The 12,023-nt window shown below is 70.5% G+C and carries 10 protein-coding genes; 3 read left to right on the forward strand and 7 right to left on the reverse strand.

Going from position 1 to position 12,023, the window contains the following annotated elements; translation table 11 throughout:
- Positions 1–18: 18 nt before the first annotated feature.
- The 4 genes from ASG76_RS01455 to ASG76_RS01470 form a co-directional block, all read right to left on the reverse strand.
- Positions 19–5,625 (reverse strand): OmpL47-type beta-barrel domain-containing protein, encoded by a 5,607-nt coding sequence (locus tag ASG76_RS01455; protein WP_157558877.1) that lies wholly within the window; start codon positions 5,623–5,625, stop codon positions 19–21.
- Between the two features lie 306 nt (positions 5,626–5,931).
- Positions 5,932–6,525 carry a hypothetical protein gene (locus tag ASG76_RS01460; RefSeq protein ID WP_056598948.1) on the reverse strand — a complete coding sequence of 198 codons (594 nt, stop codon included), beginning with the start codon at positions 6,523–6,525 and terminating at the stop codon, positions 5,932–5,934.
- 66 nt (positions 6,526–6,591) lie between these two features.
- Entirely contained in the window at positions 6,592–7,263 is a 672-nt protein-coding gene (locus ASG76_RS01465) for a nucleoside/nucleotide kinase family protein (protein ID WP_082587159.1), read from the reverse strand.
- Between the two features lie 20 nt (positions 7,264–7,283).
- The gene (locus ASG76_RS01470; protein WP_157558878.1) at positions 7,284–7,634 is read right to left on the reverse strand and encodes a hypothetical protein; all 351 of its coding nucleotides are present in this window, start codon (positions 7,632–7,634) and stop codon (positions 7,284–7,286) included.
- 114 nt (positions 7,635–7,748) lie between these two features.
- Here ASG76_RS01470 and ASG76_RS01475 point away from each other — a divergent pair, with 114 nt between their 5' ends.
- Genes ASG76_RS01475 through ASG76_RS01485 form a run of 3 tightly spaced genes read left to right on the forward strand, consistent with a single transcriptional unit; the run spans position 7,749 to position 9,559 of the window.
- Entirely contained in the window at positions 7,749–8,918 is a 1,170-nt protein-coding gene (locus ASG76_RS01475; RefSeq protein WP_157558879.1) for a hypothetical protein, read from the forward strand.
- Between the two features lie 25 nt (positions 8,919–8,943).
- Complete coding sequence (locus ASG76_RS01480; RefSeq protein ID WP_056598958.1) at positions 8,944–9,171, forward strand: type II toxin-antitoxin system CcdA family antitoxin; 228 nt, start codon at positions 8,944–8,946, stop codon at positions 9,169–9,171.
- Positions 9,164–9,559, forward strand: a complete 396-nt coding sequence (locus ASG76_RS01485; protein WP_056598961.1) for a type II toxin-antitoxin system VapC family toxin — start codon at positions 9,164–9,166, stop codon at positions 9,557–9,559. The genes ASG76_RS01480 and ASG76_RS01485 overlap by 8 nt, the downstream gene beginning before the upstream one ends.
- A gap of 13 nt (positions 9,560–9,572) precedes the next feature.
- Here the strand turns inward: ASG76_RS01485 and ASG76_RS01490 are convergent, their stop codons facing one another.
- Genes ASG76_RS01490 through ASG76_RS01500 form a run of 3 tightly spaced genes read right to left on the reverse strand, consistent with a single transcriptional unit; the run spans position 9,573 to position 12,001 of the window.
- Entirely contained in the window at positions 9,573–10,400 is an 828-nt protein-coding gene (locus tag ASG76_RS01490; RefSeq protein ID WP_056598964.1) for an oxidoreductase, read from the reverse strand.
- 19 nt (positions 10,401–10,419) lie between these two features.
- A complete protein-coding gene (locus tag ASG76_RS01495; protein ID WP_056598967.1) occupies positions 10,420–10,788 on the reverse strand; it encodes a hypothetical protein in 369 nt (122 codons plus the stop codon).
- A gap of 25 nt (positions 10,789–10,813) precedes the next feature.
- Positions 10,814–12,001, reverse strand: a complete 1,188-nt coding sequence (locus ASG76_RS01500) for an alcohol dehydrogenase catalytic domain-containing protein (RefSeq protein ID WP_056598971.1) — start codon at positions 11,999–12,001, stop codon at positions 10,814–10,816.
- Positions 12,002–12,023: the final 22 nt, after the last annotated feature.

Here is a 12,023-nt window from a genome sequence, read left to right on the forward strand (position 1 = left end):
TGCGTGGATCCACATCGCTCAGCGGAGGCCGATGGTGACGTAATACGTCTGGCCGTCGTCGAGCCTGACGCCGATCTGGTAGTAGCTCCCACCAGTGCTCGGGGTCTTCCAGTTGTAGATGTACTGGCCGGTGTCGTACTTGAACGTCGAGCCGCTGTCCGCGGTGACGGTCTGCACCGTCTCGTCGACCGGGAGGCTCATCGCGCCGCCCTTGACCGGGGTCAGCCATGCGGGCGCCGCCGCCGACTGGACGGCCGTGCCGGCCGCGTTCTTCAGCTGGAACTTGACCGGGATGGTGCTGCCGGCCTTGAAGACGCTGGTCGCGGTGCCGACCTGGTGCGCCGTGTCGTTGATCGGCTGGAGGAACCCGTCGAACCTGTAGCGCACCTTGTAGGTGCCCGTCTGGGTGACGGAGTTCCCTGCCTTGTCGGTCGCCGTCGCGGTCCAGGCGAACGTCCCCGCGCCGTTGGCGGTGCCACCAGTGACCGTCACCTTGCAGGTGTCCAACCCGGAGAAGCTGTCGGTCGCGTCGCAGGTCGCGGTGGGAACCGCGCCCAGCGTGTAGAACCCGTTCGCGACGTTCACCTTGGTGATCGTCGGGTTCTCGTTGTCGATGCTGATGCCGGAGACCGAGCCGCTGCCGACGTTGTCCGCGATGTCCTTCGCCGATCCGGTGACGGCCTGAGCCGCGCCGTTGTTCGACAGCGTCACGTCGTCCTGGCAGGAGGCCAGCCCGGAGAGGGCGTCGGTGCAGGTGAAGTGGACCTTCACCGGGGTGACGTACCAGCCGTTGCTGCCGAGGGTGCCGCTCGCGACGGCTCCACTGATGGCGGGCTTGGTCTTGTCCAGCTTGATGGTGGCCGAGTCGGTGCCGGTGTTGCCGGCGGTGTCCTTCGCCGAGCCGTTCACCACGAGACCGGAGGCGCTGGTCTCGGTGCTGATCAGCTGGTCCGGAGTGACGCTGCCGGCTGCGACGCCCGAGCCGGGGTCGGTGTCGGTGGCGTCGAAGTGCACGGTGACGTTGCTGTTGTTCCAGTCCGACGCGTTCGCCTTCGGGTTCACCGTGTGGGTGACGGTCGGGGCGATGTTGTCGTAGCTCAGCGCCGCCGTGTTGGTCGGCTCCACGTTGCCTGCCATGTCGACCGCGTAGTACTTCACGGTCGCCGCTCCGGTGCCGCTCAGCGGGACGCTGAGCGAGGCGCTCGCGCCCGCCGCGACCTGGTCGCTGCCACCGTTGACGGTGTAGTGGATCTCCTTGACGCCGGACGGGCCGGCGTCGGTGGCGGTCAGGACGACCGTCGCGGTGGAGCCGGTGCAGTAGCCGTTGGTGGCGGTGCACTGGTTGTCGGCCTTGGTCTGCGGCTCGTGGCCGTCGATCTTGATGCCGGTCACTGTCGTGGTGCTGGTGTTGCCGGCGACGTCCTTCCCCTCGGCGCTGGTGACGCCCAGGTCGGCGCCGTCACCGGGGACCACGGCGTCGGAGGGGCAGGTGCCCACGCCGGAACCGGCGCTGCCGTCGGTCAGGGCCGGGTCGGCACAGGCGAAGCCGACCGTCACGTCGCCGCGGTACCAGCCGGCGGTGTTCTTGCCGGCGGGGAGCTGAGCGGTGATGACGAGCGGGGTCCGGTCGATCTTGATGCCGGTGATCGAGCCGGTGCCCTCGTTGCCCGCCTTGTCGCTGATCGTCGCCGAGGCGCCGAGGTTGCGGCCCTCGCCCTTGATCGAGCTGATGGCCGGCTGGGTGGCCGGGTCGATGCCCGACAGCCCGTCGGTCCCGGCCCAGGCGATGGAGACGTCGCCGCGATACCACTCGCCACCGTTGGAGTCGCCTGTGGGGGCGCCCGTCAGCGAGGGGGCGGTCTTGTCGATGTTGATCTTGTCGACCGTCACCGAGCTCGCGTTCCCAGCCACGTCCTGGGCGTCGCCCTGGACGGACTGGTCAGCCATCTCAGCGCTCACCGTCTGGTCGGGGCCGCAGCCCGCGATCCCGTCGGTGACGTCGCTCGGGATGCCGGAGTCGGCGTCGGTGCAGGTGAAGCTCACCTTGACGTCGGTCTTGTTCCAGCCGAAGCCGTTCGCCGGCGTCCGGGTTGCCTTGATCACCGGAGCGATCGTGTCGACCTTGACCTCGGCGGTCTTGACGCTGTCCTTGGCCTCGTCGTTGCCAGCGACGTCCACGCTCCAGTAGGTGATGGTGTGGACGCCGGTCGACAGGTCGGCGGTGAAGGGCAGGCCGTAGGTCTGCGTCGCCCCATCGTCGATCGTGTAGTAGGTCGCCCCGATGCCGGACAAGGTGTCGGTGGCTTGGAACGCGACCGGGATGCCGCTGGTCACGTACCAGCCGCTGTCCGTCGACGGCACGACCACGGTCGTGGTCGGCGCCGTCCTGTCGATGCGCAGCGTGATGGGAGCACCGGCGGTCTCGACGTTGCCGGCGTTGTCCTTGCTCCAGAAGGCGATCGCGTGGGTGCCCTCGGTGCCGTAGGAGAACGCCTCGCTGTAGTTCTGAGGGGCACCCCCGTCGACCGTGTAGTAGGTGGCGTCGACGTCGGACAGGTTGTCGTGGCCGGTCAGGGTGACCTGCACGGCGGCGCCGTACCAGCCGCTGGCCGGGACCTGCGGCACGCTAGCCGTGGTGGTCGGCGCGGTGACGTCGATCTTGATGCCGTCCACGGTGGTGTGGGTGGTGTTGCCGGCCAGGTCGCTGACCGAGGCGCTGGCGCCCAGGTTGTCGCCCTCACCCCCGACGAGGCTGTCGGCCGGGCAGGTGCCGTCGAGGCCGGAGCCGGTGTCGGAACACGTCCACGCGACCTTGACGTCGTCGTCGTACCAGCCGTTGGCGTTCGGCGGGGTCGTGGCCTGACCGGTCAGCGTCGGCGGGGTCTTGTCGAGCTTCAGCGTGATGGTGTTCCCCGCCTTGCCCTCGACGTTGCCGGCCCTGTCCGTGCTCCACCAGGTGACGGTGTGCGTGCCGTTGCTGCCGATGGAGACCGCGCCGCTGTAGGGCTGCGCCGTGCCGCCGTCGACGGAGTAGAAGGTGTCGGTCACCCCGGAGAGGTTGTCGCTCGGGTGCAGCGTGAAGCTGACGTCCGCGTTGTACCAACCGTTGGTGAGGACGCCCGATACCGATGCACCGGTTGCGGGTGCGGTCCGGTCGATCTGGATGCCACTGACGGTCGTGGTGGTGCTGTTGCCGGCCTTGTCGGTGCAGGTGGCGGTCGCAGAGAGGTTCCCGCCCTCCCCGGTGACCTTGGAGTCGGCCGGCTGGCCGGCGGGGCCGGACAGCGGGTCGGTGCAGGTCCAGCTGACCGTCACGTCGCCGGTGTGCCAGCCGTTCGAGAACGCGCCGGACAGCACCGGGGCGGTCTTGTCGACGTTGATCCCGGTGACAGTGACGCTGGCGGGGTTGCCCGCGGCGTCGGTGGCGGTGCCGGTGACCGACTGGTTCGCACCCTGGGCGAGGACCTTGTCGGACGTCTTCGAGGCGACGCCCGACCGGTCGTCGGTCGCGGTGAAGCTCACCGTCACGTCGTCGTCGTACCAGCCGTTGTCGTTGGCCGTGCGGTCCTTGCCACCGGTGATGACCGGTGCGGTCTTGTCGATGCTCACCAGCGCGGTGTCGGACGCGGAGTTGCCCGCGCCGTCGGTGGCCGTGCCGACGACCTCCTGGCCCGTGCCCTCGGTCGTCACGATCGCGTCACCGGTGCAGCTGGCGACGCCGGAGCCGCCCTGGTCGGCGCAGTCGAACTCGACCGACACGTTCTGGTTGGTCCAGGCGCCGTCGAGGTAGCTCGACGGGGTGAAGACGTGGCCGATGGTCGGAGCCGCCTTGTCGATCATCACGTGGACGGTCCTCGACGCCTCGACGTTGCCGGCGACGTCGGTGCTGGAGAACGTCACCGTGTGGTCACCGGTGGCGCCGAGCTTGAAGCTGGTGCCGGTCTGCTGCGCGCCGCCGTCGACCGAGTACTTCGTCGAGGCGACACCGGACCCGTTGTCGGTGGGCGTCAGCGTGACGGTGACGTCGCCGTTGACCCAGGTGTTCGACGTGCCGCTGATGCCGGTGTTCGGGGCGGTGCGGTCGATCTGGATGCCGGTGACGGTCTTCGTGGTGCTGTTGCCCGCGATGTCGGTGCAGGTGGCGGTCGAGGAGAGGTTCGCGCCCTCACCCTTCACCACGTCGTTGGCGGGGGCGGTCGCGACCTTCGACAGGGCGTCGGTGCACGTCCAGGTGACGGTGACGTCGCCGGTCTGCCAGCCGCTCGGGAAGGACCCGGACAGGATCGGGGCGGTCTTGTCGATGTTGATCCCGGTGACCCCGGCGCTGGCCGAGTTGCCGGCCGCGTCGGTGACGGTGGCGCTGGCGCTCTGGTCGGCCCCCTCGGTGAGGATCCTCGAGGCCGGTGCGCCGCTGATCCCGGAGAGCGCGTCGCTGGCGGTGTAGCTCACCGTGACGTCGTCCTTGTACCAACCGGCGGCGTTCCTGGTGCCGTTCGCGGTCGCGGTGATGGTGGGGTTCGTCTTGTCGAGCTTGACGGTCACGGAGTCGGTGGCGGTGTTCCCGGCCTTGTCCTTCGCCGTACCGCCCACGTTGGTGCCGTTGGTCTCGGTGCCGACGGTCCTGGAAGCCGTGGTGCCGCCGTCAGCGAGGCACGAGGCGAGGCCAGAGCCGCCGGTCTCGTCGGCGCAGGTGAAGGTGACGGTGGCGTCAGCCTTGTTCCATCCGGCCGCGTTCGGGGCCGGGGTGACGCTGTGGGTGATCGTCGGCGCCGACCTGTCGGTGGGCGCAGCGGTCACGGACGCGGTGGAGGTGTTGCCCGCATTGTCCGTCGCCGTGCCGGTGACGGTGGTGCCGCCGGCAACTGTCTTCGAGCTCGACGCCGGTGCGGTGCCGTCTGCGACACAGCTTGCGACGCCTGACCCCTCGCCGCCGGAGTTCGAGTCGTTGCAGGTGAAGGTCACGGTGACCGTGCCGTCGCCGTTGTCCCGCTGGGCTCCGGTGATCGTCGGCCTCGCCTTGTCCACGCGGACGGTGACCGCGCCGTCGGCACCGGTGTTGCCGAGCCGGTCGGCCTGGGCGGGCGCGGTCCTGGTGACGATGCCGTTCGCGTTGATCGCCGAATCGGTCTGGAACGGCTGGGCCGCAGCGACACCGGAACCGGCGTCGGTGGCGGTCCACCTGACAGTCACGTCACTGTTGTTCCAGCCGGCCGCGTTGGCGGCGGGAGTCAGAGCGGCCGTGACGAGCGGGCCGGTGTTGTCGAGCGTGTACGACGCCTGCATCGAGTTGGTCTGGCCGGTGCAGTTGTTGGCGTTGAAGTTCGGTGACGCTGCCACGGTGAAGGCTCGTGCGCCCTCTCCGGAGGGCGCTGTCGTGGTGAACGTCCAGCTGGTCTTCGGGGTCGACGACGTCTGGCGCGGCAGCGTCGCGGCGCCCGTCACAGCGACGCACTGGGTGTCGCTCGACGTCAGGACGGTGAGCGTGAGAGCACCGCCCTGCTTGGCGTACAGCGTCCCCCCCACCGACACCGTGCCGGCCCCACCCGAGAAGACGGCGCTGCCGACGGTCGAGGCCTGGGCCGGGACCACCGCGAGCCCTCCGAGGGCCGCAACCGCGCTCGTCACCACGATGAGCACACGACGCGCCCACCCCCCAGGCCCAGCCGTGGTCCTCACCTGCGACACCGCGTCCCCACCGAACATCTGAATCCCCTTCGACGCACCCATGAAGGGCGGCCGTCGAGGTCGCCCGCCAAGGACGCTAGGAGTGGTCCCCGGGCGGGAACAGGCGGTTCGACGTTCAACGGTCTGAACGCTGCTGCGCGCACGCTCCGGGTGTGCGTTCAAACAGCTGAACGCTTCAGCCGAGAACCCGCGGCGTACGTCAGTGCGCCGGGGCTCCCGAAGCACCCCGGCGCGATCGACGCTGGATCAGCGCGACTCGAACCAGGGGTGGTGCAGGTCGTAGAACTGCGCGCCTGCCATGGCGTACTCCAGCTCGGACCGCACCTCGGGCGGCGGTTCGACGTGCTCGCCGTGCCGCGCCGCGTCCTCGCTGGTGAAGGCGACGGTCTCGGTGAAGGTGCCGTCGGGCTCGATGGCGAGGGTGCCGCCGATGATCTCGGGCCGCATCCGATGCAGGGTGTCGGTGTCGGCGGTCATCATCGACCTGATCCGCTCGACGTCGTCGACCTTGCCCCGGATGACCTGGACGAACCCGGCGCTGTCGGACCCGCCGTCCATCATGAGGGTGACGTCGTCGCAGTCGTGGAACTCGACGGGTCCGTCGAAGAGCTCCATGAGCCGCGAGGCCCAGGCGTCCTGCTCGGGCCTGCCGGAGTTGGCCATCGCCGACTCCCGCGAGTCGAATCGGACGACGCCCACGAACGTGTCGTCGTCGGTGAACCCGTAGGTCCCTCCGAGCCAGCCCGGCGCGCCGGACCCGAGCTCGTTGCGCCAGGTGTCCAGGTGCTCGTGGAGCTCCTGCTGGCGCGTGCACTTTCCTTGGATGATCTGGATGAACACGCTGCGCCTCCTCGGTGTGGTCACCCACCTCTCGCTGATCGGGGGGTGGGAGGGCAACGTTCGAATCTACGCTCGTGGGGCGTCCGGTGACAGGGGCGCCGGATCGGTCTGGACCGGAGCCGGGACCACCAGGTCGGCCCGGTCCCGGGTCGCCGCGACCAGCCGGGCGTTGGGCTCGTCAACGCGCTCCACCCACGCCCGCGCGGCCTCGGGCGACTTGCCGAACTCCTCGTGGCGTCGCACCAGACGCTCACGACGTACGTCGTCGGCCACCTCGACGAACCACACCTCCGCCAGCAGGGGGCGTACGCGCTCCCAGCCGCGGTCGGGCAGCAGCAAGTAGTTGCCTTCCGTGACGATGAGCCGGGCCGAGGGCGGGATCGCGATCGCCGCCGCGATGGGCTGCTCGAGGTCACGCTCGAAGCCGGGGGCGTAGAGCGTGCGGTCGGGCTCGTCGCGCAGCCGACTGAGCGTGGCGACGTAGCCGTCGACGTCGAAGGTCTCCGGCGCTCCCTTGCGGTCGCGGAGGCCGAGCAGGTCGAGCTGGACGTCGGCGAGGTGGAAGCCGTCCATCGGCAGGTGGGCGGCCCGGGGGCCGAGGGCCGAGAGCAACGCAGAGGCGAGCGTGGACTTGCCCGAGCCCGGTGGGCCGGTGATGCCGAGCACGGCCCGGTCGGCGCGCTCGAGGAGGGACGCCACGTGCTCGACGAGTGAGGTCAGGGCGTCGGGCGCGGTCATGTCGCGAGCGTAGTGACCGCCTACCGGATGCCGACGACGTCGGCCGGGACGGGCCGGATGTCGCCTCGGGTGGCGAGGTGCACCACCTCGCACGGCACGCCGGCGCGGCGGGCCGCGGCATAGAGGCTCTTGGCCCACGCGCGGTCGGTGGCGGTGATGGTGCTCTTGCCGGGCCGTGACCTGAGGAACGCGACGTGCAGGCCCGGCGCCACCTCGAGGTCGAGCGCATGGAGGTTGCGGGCGAGACCGTCGAGCAGCTCGGCGTCGGGCGGGCCGGCGGCGTCCGTGATCTCGGTCAGCTGGGGCAGCGGACGGGCGTCGACGATGAACATCATCCAGACGCTCTGCCGACCGAAGCTCCATGGACCCATGAGCCTGCCCTCCGCGGAGGTCCGTGGCGAACGTCTCTCCACAGGTCAGCCGGTCGTCCACAGATCGCGCTGAGCGTCTTGTGACGGCTCCTCGACCAGGCGTTGGCTGGCGGTATGTCTCGGAACCCCACTCCCGGCTTTCGCCGGCTGCCGCGCGTCGCCGACAGGATGACCGCCGCCCACCTCGACGTCGTCGACCAGTCCCTCGCTGCCGAGCGGTCGGGCGATGCCGCTCGCGCGCTCGAGCTGCACGCGTCGGTGCCGGCGTTCAAGAAGCGGAGCCGCCACAACCTCATGCTGACGCAGCTCGCCTCGCTCGACGACGAGCTGCCGGACTGGGTCTGGGCGCGCTGGATCGCCTACCAGACGACTCGCTGCGAGGAGCCCAAGACCGAGACGGGCACGATGCAGCGGCTCGCGCTGAAGTACGCCGTCGAGGCCTTCCACGAGGACCAGCTCGCCGACTGCCACGCCGACGGCGGGGACCCGATCAGGGTGTTCGCCGGGGTGGCCTCGGAGTCGTGGGTCTTCCACCAGCTCTTCGTCCACGAGCTCGGTGGTCTCGAACGGTTCGTGGACGAGCTCGCCACGGGTCGTCTGGCCGAGCACGCCGCTCTGGCGCGGTCGTGGGTGGGGACGCGCATCGGCGGCTACCAGCTGGCCGAGAGTCGTCCGGGCGGCCGGGTGCGCGTCCGCGACGTCGCTGCCGACGCCGACGTCGAGGTGCTCGACCTGGGAGCCGCAGCGAGCGCGGGCGTCGGGGCCTGGGTGCTCGGTCGCCTGGTGCCGAGTGGAGTCGACGGCCTGCTGATGTTCGACACGCCGCCGGTCGTCGTGCCCGAGAGCCTCGCCCGGGACGTGGCCCGCGCGGCGGAACCGTGGAAGCAGGTGAAGGCCGCGCTCGACGAGGGCACGATCGCGGAGCGCACCTTCATGCGCGAGGACCACGAGCTGGTCACCGACGTGCTCGCCATCGACCTGCTGCGCCTGGGCACGCGGCCGGCCGACCTCGACCGCGTCACCGCCCAGCTGCGCACGGGCCGCGACGAGATCTCGAGGGCCGCGTTCCGCATCCTGCGGCGCGCCGCCGACGGCGTGCTGGATGAGTCCGAGGCCTCCCACCTCGCGGCAGCAGTCCTGCAGCCGGATGCGCGGGCCGATGCGCGACGGATGCTCGTGCGCGAGCGTCAGCATGACATCTGGGCGCGGTGGGCGGCGCTGGTGCACGACCCAGCGCGTGCGCTGCTCCTCGACTTCGCCGACTGGTCTCGAGCAGCGGCCTGATGCCGCGAGTGTGTACATTGTGTGTATGGCGCGGCTCAACGTGTACGTCCCCGACGACCTCGCGGCACGCAGCCGCGAGGCGGGGCTCAACGTGTCGGCCCTGACGCAGCAGGCGCTCGTCACCGCCCTGGCGAGCGGGAAGACCGACGGCTGGCTGTCGTCGCTGCCCATCCCGCGCCCGGAGCCGGTGCCGCTCGAGGTCGTCCTGGATGCGCTCGACGAGGTGCGCGCCGACTTCGGTGCCGATGACTGACGGCTGGGTCGTCGACGCCTCGGTGCTCGTCGACCTGGTCATCGGCGGCACCACGGCGGCCGCGAGCGCTGCCGCTCTCGCCGGGCAGCGGCTGCACGCACCGGCCCACGTCGATGTCGAGGTCGCCTCGGCGCTGGCGCGCCTGCAACGGGCCAGGATCCTCGACGAGTCGGCGGCGGGCGAGGCGCTGGCCGCCTTCACGCGAGCGCCGCTCGAGCGGCACGACCTGCCGCCCCTCGTCTCCGGTGCGTGGAAGCGGGCGTCGAGCCTGCGGATGGCTGACGCGTTCTACGTCGAGCTCGCCCACCAGCTCGGCACGCGGGTCCTCACGGTCGACGCGCGTCTGGCCCGCGCGTCGTCGCTCGCCGTCCTCCCGTCAGAGGAGTGAGGCGCGACCCCCGTCACCGCGTCCCGTAGGTCCGGCTGACCACCTCGTCGAACACCCGGTCCGGCAGCAGGTCGCGTGACGTGGTGATCATCCGGGCGCCGCGTCCGACCGGGTAGCGCGCGGCCGGGCGGGAGACGGTGGCGGCCTTGACGATCTTGTCCGCGACCTCCTCGGGCGTGGAGGCGCGCGAGGGCTCGTCGAAGCGCTCCATGACGCCGTGCGCCTTGCGCGCCCACTCGGCGTACGCGCCGTCGCCGGAGCGCTCGAGCAGCGAGTCGCGGGCGATCTCGTTCCACTCGGTGCGGATCGGGCCGGGCTCGATCAGCACGACCTTGATCCCGAAGGGCCGCAGCTCCATCCGCAGGCTGTCGCTGAAGCCCTCCACGGCGAACTTGGTCGCGTGGTACCACGCGCCGAAGGGCTCGTAGAACTTCCCGCCGATGGAGGAGATGTTGATGATCCGGCCCGACTTCTGCGCCCGCATGTGGGGCGCGACGAGCTGGACGAGGCGGGCCAGGCCGAAGACGTTGACCTCGAACTGACGCCGCGCCTCGTCGATCGGCACGTCCTCGACGGCGCCGTACGACCCGTAGCCGGCGTTGTTGACCAGGACGTCGATCCGCCCCTGCTCCGAGACGATCCGCCCGACGCCGGCCACCATCGAGGCGTCATCGGTCACGTCCATCGCGTACGTCGTCACGCCGATGTCGGCCAGTGCGGTCATCTTCTCGACGCGGCGGGCGACGGCGTACACCGTGAAGCCCTTGGCGAGCAGTGCGCGGGCGGTGGCCTCGCCGATGCCGGAGGAAGCACCGGTGACGAGGGCGACGGGGGAGGTCATGCAGCGAGCGTAGCGACGCTCAGTCGCGCTCCCAGGGCGCCTCGTCGCCCATCTTCTCGTAGTACTTCGCGAGGTGGCTCTTCACGCGGGCGACGTCCTTGTCCGGCAGGTCGACGCCGCCGCGCCCGCCCGACATCACGTTGGCGGCCGCCATCACCCCGCGGGGCACCGCGCGCAGCCGGCCGTCGACGACGTCGGCGATGAGCAGCTTGTAGGCGGTGAAGTTGTCCTTCTTCTCCGCGTCGTACCAGATGTGGGCGTCGCGGTACTTCTCGTTGGGCCCGTCCTCCGCGCCCGCCCACTCACGCACACGCTTCTCGGCGGCGTCGCCGTCCCAGTCGTGGTCGCGGTCGGCGAGGGGGAGGTCCTGGAAGGTCGTCACTGACATCGTCGTGCCTCTCTGTGGTCGGGGGTCAGGGCTGGAAGACCACCTTCACCATGCCCTCCTCCTTCTTCTGGAAGTGCTCGTAGGCGTCGGGCGCCTCGGCGAGCGGGAGGTGGTGGGTGGCGAAGGCGTCGACGCCGAACGGGTCGTCGTCGAGGAGCAGAGGCAGCAGGTCGTCGGTCCACCTGCGGACGTTGGCCTGGCCCATCCGCAGCTGCACCTGCTTGTCGAAGAGCTGCATCATCGGCATCGGGTCGGCCGAGCCGCCGTAGACGCCGGCGATCGAGATCGTGCCGCCACGGCGTACGGCGTCGATGGCGGTGTGCAGCGCGGCCAGCCGGTCGAGCCCGGCGTTCTTCATCATCGGCTCGCTGATCGCGTCGGGGAGCATGCCGGCGAACTTCTGCACGACGGACGCGACGGGGGAGCCGTGGGCCTCCATGCCGACCGCGTCGATGACTGCGTGCGGACCGCGGCCCTGGGTGGCCTCGCGGACCACGTCGCCCACGCCGCCGACCTCCTCGGCGTCGTCGAGGTTCAACGCCTCGGCGCCGAACGCCTGGACGCGGGCGAGCCGCTCGGGCACCCGGTCGACCGAGATGACCCGGTGCCCGGCGCGTACGCCCATGCGCGCCGCCATGTCACCGATCGGGCCGGCACCCAGCACGAGGAGCGTGCCGCCGTCGGGCACGGCGGCGTACTGCAGGGCCTGCCACGCGGTCGGAAGGACGTCGGAGAGGAACAGGAACCGGTCGTCGGCGTGCTCGTGAGGCACCTTCATCGCCATGAAGTCGGCGAACGGGACGCGGAGGTATTCAGCCTGGCCGCCGGGGACCTGGCCGTAGAGCTTGCTGTAGCCGAAGAAGCTCGCGCCGGTGCCGTGCTCGTGGTTCTGCGTGGTCTCGCACTGGCTGTGCAGGCCCTCGGAGCACATGAAGCAGGAGCCGCAGCAGACGTTGAACGGGATGACGACGCGGTCGCCGACCTCGAGGTTGCTGATGCCCGCGCCGACCTCCTGCACGATGCCCATCGGCTCGTGACCGACGACGTCACCGGCCTCCATGAACGGCGCGAGCGTCTCGTAGAGGTGGAGGTCGGAGCCGCACAGGCCGGTCGAGGTGACCTTGATGATCGCGTCCGTCGGCTCCTCGATCCGCGGGTCCGGGACCTCGCTGACCTGCATGTCGTGGACGCCCTGCCAGGTGACTGCCTTCATCGCTCGTAACCGCCTTCGGTGG

It is taken from the genome of Nocardioides sp. Soil774, from assembly GCF_001428125.1.
In the GTDB taxonomy this organism is placed as follows: domain Bacteria; phylum Actinomycetota; class Actinomycetes; order Propionibacteriales; family Nocardioidaceae; genus Nocardioides.